Annotated in this window: 14 protein-coding genes; 1 reads left to right on the top strand and 13 read right to left on the bottom strand. The window is 66.5% G+C overall.

Annotated features, from left to right (window positions below; translation table 11 throughout):
- The first annotated feature begins 1 nt into the window (after nt 1).
- Nucleotides 2-2,326, top strand: coding sequence for a Tex family protein (locus CFB81_RS09010; RefSeq protein WP_069620835.1), 2,325 nt, complete (start codon nt 2-4; stop codon nt 2,324-2,326).
- Nucleotides 2,327-2,438: 112 nt separating this feature from the next.
- Here CFB81_RS09010 and CFB81_RS09015 read toward each other — a convergent pair whose 3' ends face one another.
- From CFB81_RS09015 to hisS, 13 genes are all read right to left on the bottom strand, one after another.
- A complete protein-coding gene (locus CFB81_RS09015; protein ID WP_069620836.1) occupies nt 2,439-4,355 on the bottom strand; it encodes a potassium transporter Kup in 1,917 nt (638 codons plus the stop codon).
- 274 nt (nt 4,356-4,629) lie between these two features.
- Entirely contained in the window at nt 4,630-5,226 is a 597-nt protein-coding gene (locus CFB81_RS09020; protein ID WP_089435112.1) for a phosphoribosyltransferase, read from the bottom strand.
- A 7-nt stretch (nt 5,227-5,233) separates the two neighbouring features.
- Nucleotides 5,234-6,580 (bottom strand): adenylosuccinate synthase, encoded by a 1,347-nt coding sequence (locus CFB81_RS09025; protein ID WP_050013186.1) that lies wholly within the window; start codon nt 6,578-6,580, stop codon nt 5,234-5,236.
- Between the two features lie 113 nt (nt 6,581-6,693).
- Nucleotides 6,694-7,842, bottom strand: a complete 1,149-nt coding sequence (locus tag CFB81_RS09030; RefSeq protein WP_069620837.1) for an ATP phosphoribosyltransferase regulatory subunit — start codon at nt 7,840-7,842, stop codon at nt 6,694-6,696.
- 113 nt (nt 7,843-7,955) lie between these two features.
- A complete protein-coding gene (locus CFB81_RS09035) occupies nt 7,956-8,147 on the bottom strand; it encodes a DUF2065 domain-containing protein (protein ID WP_069620838.1) in 192 nt (63 codons plus the stop codon).
- A 36-nt stretch (nt 8,148-8,183) separates the two neighbouring features.
- Nucleotides 8,184-9,083, bottom strand: a complete 900-nt coding sequence (gene hflC / locus CFB81_RS09040; RefSeq protein WP_069620839.1) for a protease modulator HflC — start codon at nt 9,081-9,083, stop codon at nt 8,184-8,186.
- A 15-nt stretch (nt 9,084-9,098) separates the two neighbouring features.
- A complete protein-coding gene (gene hflK, locus CFB81_RS09045) occupies nt 9,099-10,439 on the bottom strand; it encodes an FtsH protease activity modulator HflK (RefSeq protein ID WP_089435113.1) in 1,341 nt (446 codons plus the stop codon).
- Nucleotides 10,440-10,486: 47 nt separating this feature from the next.
- Nucleotides 10,487-11,659 (bottom strand): GTPase HflX, encoded by a 1,173-nt coding sequence (gene hflX, locus CFB81_RS09050; protein WP_179235952.1) that lies wholly within the window; start codon nt 11,657-11,659, stop codon nt 10,487-10,489.
- 72 nt (nt 11,660-11,731) lie between these two features.
- On the bottom strand, nt 11,732-11,971 hold the full coding sequence (gene hfq / locus CFB81_RS09055; protein WP_006399927.1) for an RNA chaperone Hfq: 240 nt from the start codon (nt 11,969-11,971) through the stop codon (nt 11,732-11,734).
- A 141-nt stretch (nt 11,972-12,112) separates the two neighbouring features.
- Nucleotides 12,113-13,450, bottom strand: a complete 1,338-nt coding sequence (der, locus tag CFB81_RS09060) for a ribosome biogenesis GTPase Der (protein ID WP_011549692.1) — start codon at nt 13,448-13,450, stop codon at nt 12,113-12,115.
- Between the two features lie 247 nt (nt 13,451-13,697).
- Nucleotides 13,698-14,843: an outer membrane protein assembly factor BamB gene (gene bamB / locus CFB81_RS09070; protein ID WP_069620842.1), complete on the bottom strand. Its 1,146-nt coding sequence runs from the start codon at nt 14,841-14,843 to the stop codon at nt 13,698-13,700.
- Nucleotides 14,844-14,884: 41 nt separating this feature from the next.
- Nucleotides 14,885-15,514 carry a tetratricopeptide repeat protein gene (locus tag CFB81_RS09075; RefSeq protein ID WP_006478678.1) on the bottom strand — a complete coding sequence of 210 codons (630 nt, stop codon included), beginning with the start codon at nt 15,512-15,514 and terminating at the stop codon, nt 14,885-14,887.
- A gap of 58 nt (nt 15,515-15,572) precedes the next feature.
- Nucleotides 15,573-16,913 carry a histidine--tRNA ligase gene (gene hisS, locus CFB81_RS09080; RefSeq protein ID WP_089435115.1) on the bottom strand — a complete coding sequence of 447 codons (1,341 nt, stop codon included), beginning with the start codon at nt 16,911-16,913 and terminating at the stop codon, nt 15,573-15,575.
- Between the last annotated feature and the right edge of the window lie 2 nt (nt 16,914-16,915).

Raw genomic sequence — 16,915 nt, forward strand, 5'->3', positions numbered from 1 at the left:
CATGACGGAAACCGTAGCACTCAAGATCGTACAGCGCATCGCCACCGAACTGTCCGTCCAGCCGCGCCAGGTCGCGGCGGCCGTGCAACTCCTCGACGAAGGCTCGACCGTTCCGTTCATTGCCCGGTACCGCAAGGAAGTGACCGGCAACCTGGACGACACGCAGCTGCGCCAGCTCGAGGAACGCCTCCTGTACCTGCGCGAGCTCGAGGATCGCCGCGCCGCGATCCTGTCGAGCATCGACGAACAAGGCAAGCTGACCGACGAACTGCGTGCCGCGATCGACGCGGCCGACAGCAAGCAGGTGCTCGAGGACCTTTATCTGCCGTACAAGCCGAAGCGCCGCACCCGTGCGCAGATCGCCCGCGAGGCCGGCCTCGAGCCGCTCGCGCAGGCGCTGCTCGCGAACCCGCTGCTCGACCCGCAGGCCGAGGCGGCCGCGTATGTCGACGCCGACAAGGGCGTCGCCGACGTAAAAGCGGCGCTCGACGGCGCGCGCGACATCCTGTCCGAGCAGTTCGGCGAGACGGCGGAGCTGCTCGGCAAGCTGCGCGACTACCTGCACAACCAGGGCGTCGTGTCGTCGGCCGTCGTCGAGGGCAAGGAAAACGAGGAAGGCGAGAAATTCCGCGACTATTACGACTACGCGGAAACGATCAAGACCGTGCCGTCGCACCGCGCGCTCGCGCTGTTCCGCGGCCGCAACGCGGGCGTGCTGACGATCAAGCTCGGCCTCGGCGAAGAGCTCGACGCGCAGGTGCCGCATCCCGGCGAGGCGATGATCGCGCGCCATTTCGGCATCGCGAACCAGAACCGTCCGGCCGACAAATGGCTGTCCGACGTCTGCCGCTGGTGCTGGCGCGTGAAGGTGCAGCCGCATATCGAAAACGAACTGCTCACGCAGCTGCGCGAGACGGCCGAAACCGAGGCGATCCGCGTGTTCGCGCGCAACCTGAACGACCTGCTGCTGGCCGCGCCTGCCGGCCCGAAGGCCGTGATCGGCCTCGACCCGGGCCTGCGCACGGGCGTGAAGGTCGCGGTCGTCGACCGCACCGGCAAGGTGCTCGCAACCGACACGATCTACCCGCACGAGCCGCGCCGCGACTGGGACGGCTCGATCGCGAAACTCGCGCGCATCGCCGCGCAGACGCAGGCCGAGCTGATCAGCATCGGCAACGGCACCGCGTCGCGCGAAACCGACAAGCTCGCAAGCGAACTGATCGCGAAACACCCTGAGCTGCGCCTGCAGAAGATCGTCGTGTCGGAGGCCGGCGCGTCGGTCTACTCGGCGTCCGAACTCGCCGCGAAGGAATTCCCGGACCTCGACGTGTCGCTGCGCGGCGCCGTGTCGATCGCCCGCCGCCTGCAGGACCCGCTCGCGGAGCTCGTGAAGATCGAGCCGAAGGCGATCGGCGTCGGCCAGTACCAGCACGACGTGAACCAGCGCGAACTCGCCCGCTCGCTCGACGCGGTCGTCGAGGATTGCGTGAACGCGGTCGGCGTCGACGCGAACACGGCGTCGGCCCCGCTGCTCGCCCGCGTGTCGGGCCTGAACGCGACGCTCGCGCGCAACATCGTCGACTATCGCGATGCGAACGGCCCGTTCCCGTCGCGCGAACACCTGCGCAAGGTGCCGCGCCTCGGCGACAAAACCTTCGAACAGGCCGCCGGCTTCCTGCGCATCAACGGCGGCGAGAATCCGCTCGACCGCTCGTCGGTGCACCCGGAAGCGTATCCGGTCGTCGAACGGATGCTCGCGAAGATCAACAAGCGCATCGACGACGTGCTCGGCAATCGCGAAGCGCTGTCGGGCCTGTCGCCGACGGAATTTGTCGACGAACGTTTCGGCCTGCCGACCGTGCGCGACATCCTGGCCGAACTGGAGAAGCCGGGCCGCGATCCGCGTCCGGAATTCAAGACGGCCACGTTCCGCGAAGGCGTCGAAAAGGTGTCGGATCTCGTGCCGGGCATGACGCTCGAAGGCGTCGTGACGAACGTCGCCGCGTTCGGCGCGTTCGTGGATATCGGCGTGCATCAGGACGGCCTCGTCCACGTGTCCGCGATGTCGACGAAGTTCATCAAGGACCCGCACGAAGTCGTGAAGGCCGGCCAGGTCGTCAAGGTGAAGGTGATCGACGTCGACGTAAAGCGCCAGCGCATTGCGCTGACGATGCGCCTCGACGACGACGCGGCCGCGCCCGGCACGGCGTCGCGCGGCGGCCAGGATCGCGGCAACGCGGGCCGCGGCGCCGCCCGCCCGCAGCGTTCGCGCGAGCCGGAACCGGCCGGCGCGATGGCCGCCGCATTCGCGAAGCTGAAGCGCTGAGCACGCGAAGGCATCGACCACAAAAAACCCGCCGAAAGGCGGGTTTTTTATTGCTTCGGCGACACGCGCGACTTGCTCGGCATGGGCTGCGTCCGCGGTCCCCTCGCGCCCGTCAGATTTCGATCTTGGTGCCGAGCTCGACGACGCGGTTCGCCGGAATCGAGAAGAAGTCGGTCGGCTTCGCCGCGTTCTGATGCATCCACGCGAACACGCGTTCGCGCCAGATCGACATGCCGGGCAGATGCGTCGGCACCACCGTTTCGCGTGCGAGGAAGAACGACGTGTCCATCAGTTCGAACGTCATGTCGTGCGTGCGGCCGAATTCCTCGAGCACGGCCTTCACGTCCGGCGTCTCGTTGAAGCCGTACTCGGCCTTGACGATGTACAGCCCGCCGCTCGCATCGCGCGAGCTCAGGCGCTTGTCGTCGCGCACGTACGGAATGTCGCGCGTAACGAACGTCAGGAAAATGGTCCGCTCGTGCAGCACCTTGTTGTGCTTCAGGTTGTGCAGCAGGCTGACGGGCACGAGCTTGTCGTTGCCGGTCAGGTAGATCGCGGTGCCCGACACGCGGTGCGGCGGATGCGCGAGCAGCCCCTGCAGGAACGGCTCGAGCGGGATACCGTCGGCCGCCGTGCGTTCCTTGACGATGTGACGCCCCTTGTACCAGGTCATCAGCAGGAAGAACAGCAGCGCGCCGATGCCGAGCGGCAACCAGCCGCCCTGCGCGACCTTCAGCAGGTTCGCGCCGAAAAAGCCGAGGTCGATCGCGAGGAACACCGTGATGATCGCACCGACCAGCAGCCGGTTCCAGTTCCATACCTTGACCATCACGACGCATGCGAGCACGGTCGTGATCACCATCGTCGCCGTCACCGCGATGCCGTACGCGGCCGCGAGGTTATCCGAGCTCTTGAAGCCGATGACGATACAGAGGATCACGGCCAGCAGCAGCCAGTTCACGACCGGCACGTAGATCTGGCCGATCGCGAGCTCCGACGTATGCAGCACCTTCATGCGCGGCACGTAGCCGAGCTGGATCGCCTGCGACGTCAGCGAATACGCGCCCGAGATCACGGCCTGCGACGCGATCACGGTCGCGACCGTCGACAGCACGACGAGCGGCAGCAGCCCCCATTCGGGCGACAGCAGGAAGAACGGGTTTTCGATCGCTTTCGGATTCTGGATCAGCAGCGCGCCCTGGCCGAAGTAGTTCAGCACAAGCGACGGCATCACGAGCCCGTATGCGGCGTACCGGATCGGCTTTGCACCGAAGTGGCCCATGTCCGCGTAGAGCGCTTCCGCGCCGGTCAGCACCAGCACGACCGAGCCGAGCACGACGTAGGCCTGCAGCAGGTGGTCGGCCATGAACGACGCCGCGTAATACGGATTGATTGCCGCGATGATGCCCGGCACGCGCACGATGTGGTACACGCCGAGCGCCGCGATCACGACGAACCACAGCACCATGATCGGACCGAACAGCTTGCCGACCAGCGCGGTACCGTGCCGCTGGATCCAGAACAGCGCGATCAGGATCACGATCGTGATCGGCAGCACGAGATGGGACAGGTGCGGCGTCGCGATCTCGAGACCTTCGACGGCCGACATCACCGAGATCGCCGGCGTGATCACCGCGTCCCCGTAGAACATGCACGCGCCGAATATCCCGAGCGCCATCAACGCGCCCGCGACCCGGGTTTTGGAGTCCAGCGGCCGCAGCGACAGCGCCATCAGCGCGAGCACGCCGCCTTCGCCGTTGTTGTCCGCCCGCATCACGAACAGCAGGTATTTGACGCCGACCACCAGCACGATGGCCCAGAACAGCAGCGAGATCACGCCGAGAATCGACGCTTCGGTCAGCGGAATACCGTGCGCGGGGCTAAACGCCTCCTTCAGCGAATACAACGGGCTGGTGCCGATGTCGCCGAACACGACGCCGATGGCTGCTATCGCTAGCGCCCGCATCGAGTGTTGTTGCGTCGAATGCGGCGAGTGTGCGGCGTCGGTCGCGTGAGTCGTGTCGTTCATATGAAGCGTAATAATCGGGTCCGGGTCGGACAAAACGAGCGCTATTCTACTCGCGCCCCCGTGAAACGCCGCCCTGCCGTGTTGCCGTGGAACCACGTGATCCACGTGACGCATGCAATCCGGCGCGACCTGTGGCAGGGCTGCCATCATAGCCGGGGCCGCGCCGCCTGCCTATCGGGTGCGCGCCGCGCACCGCGTGGCGCACCGCGCGCGCCAACGAAAAACGGCGCCGCAAGCGGCGCCGTACAAGGCTTTCCTTCGATCGGCCGGCCGCTTACGCGCCCGAACCGTCGCGCTGCGCGCGACCGCGCTTGATCCACGCCTCGAGGTTGTGCGGACGTACCGTGTCCCACTCCTCGAACGGCTGATGAATCCACGGATTCGTCGGCAGGAACTGCGTGTGATAGTCGGGCTTGACCTTCGAGCAACCCTTGTACCAGAGCACGGCCGAACGCACGGCCGTGACCGCCGGATAACGCTCCTTCAGGTGCTCCTGCACGCGCGCGAGCGTGACGCCCGAATCGACGAGGTCGTCGACCAGCAGCACGTTGCCCGCGAGATGGCCGCGCGTCATCGTGATGTACTGCGCGATGTCGAGCTCGCCCTGCTCGGTGCCGGCCGCTTCCCGGTACGAACTCGTCGCGAGAATCGCGAGCGGCACGTCATAGATGCGCGACAGCTGGTCGCCAACGCGCAGGCCGCCGCGCGCAAGGCAGAGGATCTGGTCGAACTTCCAGCCCGACACATGCACCTGGAGCGCGAGCAGTTCGATCAGACGGTGATACTCGTCCCAGCCTACCCACAGGTTCTTGTCGTCGTTGCGCGGATCGGTCATCAAGTCTGCCGCCGTCATCGTGATTTGCTGCGTCATCTGGAGCTTACACCTTGAACGGATGGCGGAGCAGGATCGTTTCGTCGCGGTCCGGGCCCGTCGACACCATATCGACCGGCACGCCAGCCACTTCCTGGACGCGGGCGAGGTAGGCCTGCGCATTCGCCGGCAGCGCGTCCCACGTATTGATCCCGACGGTGCTTTCCTTCCAGCCGGGGAACGTCTCGTACACCGGTTCGCAACGCGCGACATCGACCGCGCCGCGCGGCAGGATGTCCACGTCCTTGCCGTCGACCCGGTAGCCGACGCACAGCTTGACTTCGTCGAGGCCGTCGAGCACGTCGAGCTTCGTCATGCACAGGCCCGACACGCCGTTGATCTGGATCGAGCGACGCAGCGCAGCCGCATCGAGCCAGCCGGTGCGGCGCGGACGGCCGGTGACCGAACCGAATTCCTTGCCGACGTTCGCGAGCGTGACGCCGATCTGGTCCTGACGCTGCGGGTTGTCCGCATCGTACAGCTCGCTCGGGAACGGGCCCGAGCCGACGCGCGTGCAATACGCCTTCGTGATGCCGAGGATATAGTTGAGCTTCTGCGGACCGACGCCCGCGCCGGCCGACGCCGCACCCGCGACGCAGTTGCTCGACGTGACGAACGGATAGGTGCCGTGGTCGATGTCGAGCAGCGTGCCTTGCGCGCCTTCGAACAGCAGGTTCTGGCCCGCGTTGTTCGCGTCGTACAGGCGGCGCGACACGTCGGCCACCATCGGCTTCAGGCGGTCGGCATAGCCGAGCATCGTGTCGAGCGTGGCCTGGAAATCGACGGCCGCGCCGCCCAGATACTGGGTCAGTACGAAATTGTGGAAATCGAGATTTTCGCGCAGGCGATCGGCGAAGGTCTTCGCGTCGAACAGGTCCTGCACGCGCAGCGCGCGGCGGCCGACCTTGTCTTCGTACGCGGGGCCGATGCCGCGGCCCGTCGTGCCGATCTTGCCCGCGCCCTTGCGCGCTTCGCGCGCCTGGTCGATCGCGATGTGGTACGGCAGGATCAGCGTCGTCGCTTCGGAAATGAACAGACGGTCGCGCACGTTCACGCCGGCCTCTTCCAGCTCGCCGATTTCCTTGAACAGTGCTTCGGGGGACAGGACGACGCCGTTGCCGATGTAGCAGGCGACGCCTTCACGCATGATGCCCGACGGAATGAGGCGCAAGATCGTTTTCTTGCCGCCGATGATCAGGGTGTGGCCGGCGTTGTGACCGCCCTGGAAACGCACGACGCCCTGAGCGTGGTCCGTCAGCCAGTCGACGATCTTGCCCTTGCCTTCATCACCCCATTGCGTTCCCACGACGACGACGTTGCGCCCGGGAGTCACGTTCACTGCGCTGGCAGACATGTTGATTCGTTAGCTGGTTAAAAACGTATTCTACCTATGTTCGCGGGCGTTTCCGAATTTTTCCGTTTCGCTTCAACGATATGCACGCCGAAGCACGGCCCGCGAACACCCGTTTATCGGGGCTCGACCACCCATGCGCCGTTACGCTCGACGAGCGAACGATCGCACGCGAACTCGTCGAGCACGTGGTCGTGGCCCGGCAGTGCCTGGATCACGACCTCGCCCGCATCCCGCAGGGCCGCGACGGCCGCACCCAGCGCATCGTCCTGCGCCCACGGCGCGAGAATCGCGGTGCCGCGCGCCTCGACCGGCGAAATCCGCGCGAGCTCGCGCAGATCGAGCGAGAAGCCGGTCGCCGGACGGGCACGGCCATAGGCCTGCCCCACGTGGTCGTAACGGCCGCCGCGCGCGATCGCATTCGGCACGCCGTCGACGTAGGCGCTGAACATCGCGCCGCTGTGGTACGCGTAGCCGCGCAGGTCGGCGAGATCGATCGCGACTTCGACGCCCTTCGCCTGCGACGCAAGCTGTGCCAGATCGTCGAGCGCCCGCGTGATTTCGGGCAGCACCGGCAGGCGCGTGCGCGCCTCGGCGAGCACGCTCGCGTCGCCGTAGAGGTTCGGCAGCGCGCGCAGCGCGGCGCGCGTATCGGCGCCGAGATCGTCGGTGAGTTCGTTCAGCAGCGGCACGTCCTTCCCCGACAGCGCGTCGTACAGCGACTCGCCGCGCTCGGCTGCCTGCGCGTCGCGCGCCAGCAGCGCCGCGAGCACGCCCGCGTGACCGAGGTCGAGACGGATGCGCGACAGGCCCGCGAGATGCAGCGCGTCGAGCATCAGTTGCTGGATCTCGAGATCGGCCTCGAGCCCGGCGTGGCCGTAGATTTCGGCGCCGATCTGGATCTGCTCGCGCGTCGCGTGCAGGCCGCGCGGACGCGTATGCATCACGTGACCCGCGTAGCAGAGGCGCGTCACGCCCTGACGATTCAACAGGTGTGCGTCGATCCGCGCGACCTGCGGCGTGATGTCCGCGCGCAGGCCGAGCGTGCGGCCCGACAGCTGGTCGACCAGCTTGAAGGTGCGCAGGCGCAGATCGGCGCCGCCGCTCGTCAGCAGCGACTCGAGGTATTCGAGCAGCGGCGGCATCACCATTTCGTAGCCGTACGAACGGAAGCGGTCGAGCAGCCTGCGGCGCAGCTCCTCGATCTTGCGCGCTTCCGACGGCAGCACGTCGGCGATATTCTCGGGAAGTAACCAGGTCGACATCGGTACGGTCCTACGACGGGAAACGGCGCGCGTCACGCGCGCCGCGAGTTGAATCGGAACTTCGAAATCGGGCGGAACGAACGGCGGATGCGCCGTCCGGATCGGGGCGCCGGTCAGGTCGCGAACAACAGCAGCACGAGCCCGAGCACCATCACGATCAGCCCGCCGATCCGGATATGATGCGGCGGCCGCTCGGCTATTCTACGAAACGTGTCGCGCCAGGCGACAGGAAACACGAAGGGGAACGCCCCCTCGATGATCAGCATCAGCGCTACTGCGAGCAACAACGAGCCAGCCAGGTCCATGCGAGCGACGGCGCCGCTCGACGCGGCGCCCCAAGGTCAATGTTTGCGGGGAGCAGGCGCCGCCGGTGCGGCACCGCCCGTCGGGCTGCGCATGAAGCGGAAGAACTCGCTGTCGGGATCGACGACGATGATGTCGTTGCGCTTGAACGTGTTCCGGTACGCCTGCAGGCTCGCGTAGAACTGATAGAACTGCGGATCGCGGCCGAACGCGTCGGCGGCGATCGTCGCGGCCTTCGCATCGCCCTCGCCCTTGATCGTCTGCGCGGACTTGTACGCGTTCGCGAGCACGGCCTGCTGCTCGCGTTCCGCGTCGGCCTTGATCTGCTCGACGTCGGCGGCGCCTTGCGCACGCACCTGGGCCGCCTGATCGCGCAACGCGCCGATCATCCGTTGATAGACGGCATCCGTCTGCGCGGCCGGCAGGTCGACACGCGTCAGCTGGACGTCGACCACGTCGACGCCGAAACCGGACGCTTGCGCCTTCGCCGCATCGCGCGCCGCATCGGCGATCGCGCGCTGACCGCCGAGGGCATCGTCGAGCGCGCGCTTGCCGAATGCGTCGCCGAGCGCGCCCTTCAGCGCGCCGGACAGCCGTTCGGCCGCCGCCGCCGGGTCACCGCCCGTCGCGGTGAAATATTTCATCGGATCGTTGATCCGATACTTCACCGCATACGCGACGAGCAGGTCGTGCTTGTCTTCGGTCGCCAGCTGCAGCGGATCGGACGACTCGAACGACTGCAGGCGCGTGTCGATCAGCGTGGCCGTCTGCAGCGGCGGCGGCAGCTTGAAATGGACGCCGGGGCCCGCGAGCTCCGGCTGGCTGCCGTCGCGGCCCGACAGCACGGCCGCATGGCGCGGATCGACGGTGAGGACCGTCGACGACGCCGCGAAGGCAACGATCACGATTGCGACGACGAGCGCAATGATTCGGTTCATGTTCTGCGCTCCCCGTTACTTCGTATCGTCTTCACGCGACCGGCTGCGAAACGCTTCGCGCGATCGCAGCACGTCGACACCCGACGCGGTGGCGGCCGGTGCGGCGCTCGCCGGCGCGGCTGCCGCTGCCGCCGGCGCCGTGGCCGCCGGTGCCGACGCCGCGTCGGGCGCGGACGCGCCGGTCGACGCCGCGGCGTTTTGCCGCCCCTGCTCGACGAGCTTGTCGAGCGGCAGGTACACGACGCTGTTACCGCCCTTGTTGCCGACGAACACCTTCGTCGCGTTCGAATAGATTTCCTGCATCGTCTCGAGGTACATCCGCTCGCGGATGACCGCGGGCGCCTTCGAGTACTGAGCATAGACCTGCTTGAAGCGGTCCGCGTCGCCCTCGGCTTCCGTGACCACGCGATCGGCATACGCCTTCGCTTCGTCGACGAGCTTCGCCGCATCGCCCTGCGCCTTCGGCAGCAGGTCGCTCGCATACGCCTGCGCGGCGCGCTTCGCGGCCTCGCGCTCGTCGCGCGCCTTCGCGACTTCGGCGTACGCGGCCTGCGTCTGCTCGGGCGCCGCGACGCTCTGCATCGTGACGGCCGTCACCTCGAGCCCCGACTGGTAGCGGTCGAGATCGCGCTGGATCGCGGTGGACAGCTGCTCGCGCAGCGCATCGCGATCCTGATTCAGCATGTCGGCCGCGCTGCGCGTGCCGACGATCGCGCGCACCGCGGCCTGCGCGGCCTGCGACACGCTGCGCTCGGGATCGACGCTGCGGAACAGGTAATCGGTGGCGGAACGGATCCGGTACTGGACGATGAAGCGCACGTCGACGATGTCGGCATCGCGCGTCAGCATCGCGGCTTCCTTCACGTTCGCGAGGCGCACGACGTTGTTGCGGCCGATCTCGATCGAGCGGACCTGCGACGTGTCGACGATCTCATGCGACGCGAACGGATACGGCGCACGCCAGTGCACGCCCTGGCCGACCGTGCCCGACAGCTTGCCGAGCTGCAGCACGACGCCCGTCTGGCCTTCCTGCACGACGAACAGCCCGCTGCCCGCATACACCGCGACCAGCACGCCGATCACGATGCCGACGCCGACCCGGGCGGCCCGGCCGTTGTCGGGACGGAAGCCGTTGCCGCCCTTGCCGCCGAACAGGCCGCTCAGGCGTCGGTTGAAGTTGCGCCACATCTCGTCGAGATCGGGCGGACCGTCGCCGCCTTGCGGACGCTTCGATTCGTTCGCGCGGGGGCGGGATCCGTCCTTGCCATTGCCTTCGCCGCGTCCCCAGCGGGGATCGTTGATCGACAGCAAGGCGCGCATCCGCCGCCAGGTACTCCGCTCGTTGTATTCGTTCACCAGAGTTTGTTCACCAGATTGGACGCCGGCGAACCGGCCGGGACCGGTTAGCGCCCGTGTTCGGAAATCGTGTGGTCTTCGTGCGGTTCAGCGGACGTGCCATCGAGCGCGTCGGACAACGTCGCGCCGGAAAGGTGTTCCGCGAAGGCGATTTCGGCGATGGCGGCACGCAACGTATCAAGACCCTGACCGGTGCGCGCGCTCAAAAAGACGCGCGAAATATTACCATACTCGTCCCGCTCGACCGCGTCGCCGCGGGCCGCCAGCTCGGGCACGGCGTCGATCTTGTTGAACACCAGCACCTGGCGGATCGTGTCCGCGCCGATCTCGTGCAGCACGCCGTTGACCTGCTCGATCTGCTCGAGCCGGACCGCGCTCGACGCATCGACCACATGCAGCAGCAGATCTGCGTGGATCGTTTCCTCGAGGGTCGCGCGGAACGCGGCGACGAGCTGGTGAGGCAGCTCGCGGATGAACCCGACCGTATCGGACACGACGATCTGGCCGACCTCGTCGCCGAGGTACACGCGCCGCGACGTCGTATCGAGCGTCGCGAACAGCTGGTCGGCCGCGTACGCCTGCGCTTTCGTCAGCGCATTGAACAGCGTCGACTTGCCCGCGTTCGTATAGCCGACGAGCGACACCGACATCGTGCCGCTGCGCGCGCGCTGCCGGCGCTGCGTGCTGTGCTGGCGGCGCAGCCGGTCGAGCCGCGACTTCAGCATCTTGATGCGTTCGCCGATCAGCCGGCGGTCGGTTTCGAGCTGGGTTTCGCCGGGGCCGCGCAGGCCGATACCGCCCTTTTGCCGCTCGAGGTGGGTCCACGCGCGAATGAGCCGGGTCGACAGATATTGAAGCTGCGCGAGCTCGACCTGCAGCTTGCCTTCGTGGCTGCGTGCGCGTTGCGCGAAGATGTCGAGGATGAGGCTCGTGCGATCGACCACGCGCCTGTTAAGTGCCTGCTCCAGATTACGTTGCTGGGCGGGCGCCAACGCGTGGTTGAAGATGACGATTTCGACGTTGTGCGTGTCGCAGGCAAGCCGCAGTTCTTCGGCTTTGCCGCTGCCGATGAACATCTTGGCATCGGGACTGGCACGACGACCCGTGAGGGTGACGGCGGGACGGGCCCCCGCACTGGAGGCGAGAAGACTGAGTTCTTCGAGACTGGCTTCGAAATCGGTCTTGCCGAAATCGATGCCGACGAGCGCTGCGTTGATCAAATTATCGGGTGTCAAGATAAGGCGGCTGGCATCGGTCGCTCGCGGCGACCGGATGCCGGCCGCTGCGATAGGTTAGGACGAGGCTTCCGCGTCCGGGTGGAAATTCACCGGGCGCGCCGGCACGACCGTCGAGATGGCGTGCTTGTAAACCATCTGGGTCACCGTATTACGGAGCAACACGACGTACTGGTCGAACGATTCAATGTTCCCTTGAAGCTTGATGCCGTTGACGAGGTAGATCGAAACGGGAACGTGCTCTTTGCGCAGTGCGTTCAAAAACGGGTCTTGTAACAATTGCCCTTTGTTGCTCATGGCGTACTCCATCTTTTTTTGCAGGTTGATCTGGATTGGCGGCGAAGAAAAAGAGATCCGGCGCCAATCGCTACACTATAGCTGATTTTGCCTGCCCCGCCCGGCCACTGGCCATGCGGCCGATGCCTTGCGGGGCGTGCTTCAGCCCTTGTCCGCGTACGGGTTGTTCGACGAACGGAACTCTATGCGCAATGGAGTCCCGGTCAGCGAGAAAGTTTCGCGGAATCGGTTTTCGAGGTAACGCTTGTAGGTTTCCGTCACCGCGTCGAGCGCGTTGCCGTGGATCACGATGATCGGCGGATTCTGGCCGCCCTGGTGCGCATAGCGCAGCTTCGGACGCACCGGGCCGCGACGGCGCGGCTGCTGGAATTCGACGGCCTCGATCAGCGCGCGCGTGAGCTTCGGCGTCGGCAGCTTCGCCATCGCCGCCGCGTACGCGTCGTCGACCGAGCGCATCAGCGCGCCGATACCCGTCTTCTTCGCGGCCGAAATGAAGTGCGACTTCGCGAAGTCGAGGAATTTCAGCTTGCGGGTCAAATCCGCTTTCGCGCGGTCGCGCGCGTGATCGTCGAGGCCGTCCCATTTGTTGACGCCGATCACGAGCGCGCGGCCCTGCTCGACGACGAAGCCGGCGATGTGCGCGTCCTGGTCGGAAATGTCCTGCTGCGCATCCAGCAGAAGAATGACGACGTTCGCGTCGGAGATCGACTGCAGCGTCTTCACGACCGAGAACTTCTCGATCGCCTCGAACACCTTGCCGCGGCGTCGCAGGCCGGCCGTGTCGATCAGCGTGTATTTCTTGCCGTTACGCTCGAAGTCGACGTAGATCGAGTCGCGCGTCGTGCCCGGCATGTCGAACGCGATCACGCGGTCTTCGCCGATCAGCGCGTTGACGAGCGTCGACTTGCCGACGTTCGGCCGGCCGACGATCGCGATCTTGATGCCGCGCGACGGATCGTCCTCGTCCGCCTCCTCGGGCTGGCCCGCATACGCAACTTCCAGCGCCTCGTTGATCATGTCGGTCACGCCGTCGCCGTGCGCGGCCGAGATCGCGCGCGGGTCGCCGAGCCCGAGTTCGTAGAAGTCCGTCGCGACCGCCGTGTACTTCATCCCCTCGGCCTTGTTGACGACGAGGAAGATCGGCCGGCCGGTCTTGCGCAGGTAGTCGGCGATCGACTTGTCCTGCGGCGCGAGTCCGTTGCGGCCGTCGACGATGAACACGACGACGTCGGCTTCCTCGACGGCCTGCCGCGTCTGACGCGCCATTTCGTGCAGGATGCCGTCCTTCGCGACGGGCTCGAAGCCGCCGGTATCGACGACCAGGTATGGCCGTTCGCCGACGCGCCCTTCGCCGTAATGGCGATCGCGCGTGAGACCCGGCAAGTCGGCGACCAGTGCATCGCGCGAGCGCGTGAGCCGGTTGAACAGCGTGGATTTCCCCACATTGGGGCGCCCAACGAGGGCAATGACCGGTTTCATCTGTGTTTTCTACGGTGAAGCGCAGCAGCGGGAGGCCCGCTGCTGCGGGCGGCTGCGCTGAATGAAAATATCACGAATTCGCGCCGCGCCGGATGCGTGCGCCCGGCGCGCGTTGCGCGCCGTCGTCTTTCGTCTCGAACTGCCTTTCAAATACCGAGCGGCCGGGAACGCCGGCCGCCTTCAAGTCGCGCGACCGCGGCGCGCGGGACCTGCCCGCCGCGCCGCGGTCGCGCCTGTTTCCTGCGCGTCAGCGCGGGCGGAACCCGTACAGGCCGCCGTCCTTCGTCTGCACGACGAGCGTATTGCCCGCGAGGACCGGCGCCGCGGTAATCGCGCTGCCGTCGGTCTTCATCCGCGCGATGAAGCTGCCGTCTTCACGCGACAGGAAGTGCACGAAGCCCTTGTAATCGCCCATCACGACCGCGTGCCCGAGCAGGTACGGCACGCCGACGTCACGGCTCTTCAGCTTGTCGTTGCGCCAGAGCTGGTTGCCCGTGGCCGCATCGTACGCGGTGACGACCGACCAGTCGTCGCCGCCGGCGACCACCGAATCGTCCTGCGCGAGGCCGCTGCGGCTCGAGAACGGCTTTTCCCACAGCGGACGGCCCGAGTTCGCATCGAAGCAGCCGAGCTGCCCCTGGAACGTCACCGCGCAAGTTTCCGCGCCCACGAGCGTCGGCGGGCCGCTGACGTCGTTGATGCGCTCGACCTCGGTCACGCCCTTCGGGAACGACACCGGAGTCTGCCAGAACGGCTCGCCCGTCTGCAGATTGATCGCGACGAGACCGCCGCCCGGGAAGCCCGCGAGCACGGCCGCGTCGCCCGCGAACGTCATGCCGGCCGACACGCGCAGGTTCAGCGGCACCGCACGGTTGCGGTAGTTCCACTTCTGCTCGCCCGTCTGCGCGTTGAACGCGATCACCTGGCCGTCGATCGTGCGGACGACCACGAGGCCGTTGCCCACGAGCGGCGGCGAGAAGATCTCGCCCTGCACGGTGGTCTTCCACAGCTGCTTGCCGTCCGGGCCCAGCACGAACACGCCGCCCTTCAGCGCACCGACCGCGGTCAGGTTGCCGTCGCTGCCGACACCGGCCGACAGATCCGAGCCGACCTTCGAGCGCCACAGCGTCTGGCCCGTCTTCGCGTCGATCTTTTCGACCGAACCGTTTTCGCCCGCCGCATAGACGGCGTCGCCCACGGCCACCGGCGAGAACAGGTAGCGTCCGCCCTTGCCGACGCTCGCCTTCCAGACCTGTTGCACGTCCATGACGGGCTTGAACTCGGTGAGCGGCGTCGGCACGCGGCGCGCGTCCTTCGACGACGAGCAAGCCGCCAAAGCGAGGACAGCCGCCGCGCAGGCAACGGGCACAGCGTAACGTTTCAGCAAATTCATCGGTTAGCGAAGCAGAGTTAAGAGGTTGAGGGGACCGGGATTCAGCCGCCGAGCGCGTCGAGCTTGAACTGCACGAGCTGGCGCGCGGACTGGTCGTCCTTCGACAGGCCGTCGAGCGCGAGCTTGTAAGCCGCGCGCGCATCGTCGGTCTTGCCTTGCGCGGCGAGCAGATCGCCGCGACGATCGGCCACGAGGCCCTTGAATGCATCGACCGGCGTGCCCGACAGCAGCGCGAGGCCCGCATCGTACGCCTTCTCGTCGAGCAGCAGCGACGCGAGACGCAGCTTCGCGATCTGCTTGTACTCGTCGTCCTTGGCGTGATCAACGGCCCATTGCAGCTGCGCCTTCGCGCCTGCCGCGTCGCCGGCCGCATACAGCGTCTTCGCGGCCGCGAGCGCCGTCATCTGCGCATACGGCGTGCTGCCGAACTTGTCTTCCATGTCGGCAGCCGCGCGGGCCATCGTCGCCTTGTCGTTCGCGGCGGCGGCCTTCTGGACCTGCTCGTACAGCCCGGACGCCTCAGCAGCCTGACGGCGCTGCCAGTAGTTCCAGCCGTTGAAACCGGCCGCGACGACGAGCGCCGCGAGCACGATCCACGTGGTGAGGTTGCCCCAGCGGGCCCACCACGCCTTGAGACTTTCAATCGATTCTTGTTCGTCGTGATAACTCATCGGCGAGCGATTCCTTCTTCCTGTTCAGGCTTTTCTTGTCGAGCGGATGCCAGCGCGATCAGTCGTCGCCATCTTCGGCGGATGCAACCATCGCATTGATTAGGAATTCGGTCAAGCTTTCGGCCGGTACGGTCTGCTGAACGTTCTTTTCCCCTTCCGCACCCGCGCCGCGCAACGCTTTCACGCCCACCGTGCCGTTCGCGACCTCTTCTTCGCCGAGGATCACCGCGAACGCGGCGCCGCTTGCATCGGCCCGCTTCATTTGCGACTTGAAGCTCGCCGGCGCGCCGTCGGCGCTGCAGTGGAAGATCACGTCGAGGCCCGTGTCGCGCAGGCGCTCGGCCGCGATGAACGCCTGTTCGCGCGCGGTCTCGCCCTGGTGCACGACGTACACGTCGACGCCTTCCTGCTCGGGCACCAGATCCTCTTCCTTCAACAGTTCGAGGATGCGCTCGATGCCCATCGCCCAGCCGCACGCGGCGGTCGGCTTGCCGCCGAGCTGTTCGATCAGCGGATCGTAGCGACCGCCAGCCGCGACCGTGCCCTGCGCGCCGAGCTTGTCGGTCACCCACTCGAACACGGTCAGGTTGTAATAGTCGAGGCCGCGCACGAGACGCGGGTTGATCTTGAACGGAATGTTGTTCGCGAGCAGCAGGCGCTGCAGCCCTTCGAAGTGCGCACGCGATTCGTCGCCGAGGAAGTCGATCAGCTTCGGCGCGTTCTGCGCGATGTCCTGCAGCGCGGGATTCTTCGTGTCGAGCACACGCAGCGGGTTCGTATACAGGCGGCGCTTCGCGTCCTCGTCGAGCACGTCGGCAAACTGCTCGAGGTACTTGATCAGCTCGACGCGGTGCGCGGCGCGCTCTTCGGCGAGGCCGAGCGAGTTGATCTCGAGCTTGATGCCGGTCAGGCCGAGGTCGTCCCACAGGCGCTGGCACATCATGATGATCTCGGCATCCGCATCGGGACCCGCGAAGCCGAGCGCCTCGACGCCGACCTGGTGGAACTGGCGATAGCGGCCGCGCTGCGGACGCTCGTGACGGAACATCGGGCCGATGTACCACAGGCGCTTCGGGCCGTCGTACAGCATGTTGTGCTCGATCGACGCGCGCACGACGGCCGCGGTGTTTTCCGGGCGCATCGTCAGGTTCTCGCCGTTCAACGCGTCGGTGAAGCTGTACATCTCCTTCTCGACGATATCCGTGACCTCGCCGATGCCGCGCGTGAACAACTGCGTGTGTTCGACGATCGGCGTGCGGATGTTCTGGTAGCCGTACGCGCGCAGCAGCGATTTCACGGTAGCTTCGAAGAATTCCCACAGGCCGGCATCCTGCGGAAGGATGTCGTTCATGCCTTTGACGCCGGTGAGCTTCTCGATCTTGCGTTTCTGTTCAGTCATCG

Origin of the sequence: Burkholderia sp. AU28863 (assembly GCF_002223195.1) — a bacterium.
In the GTDB taxonomy this organism is placed as follows: Bacteria; Pseudomonadota; Gammaproteobacteria; order Burkholderiales; family Burkholderiaceae; genus Burkholderia; species Burkholderia sola.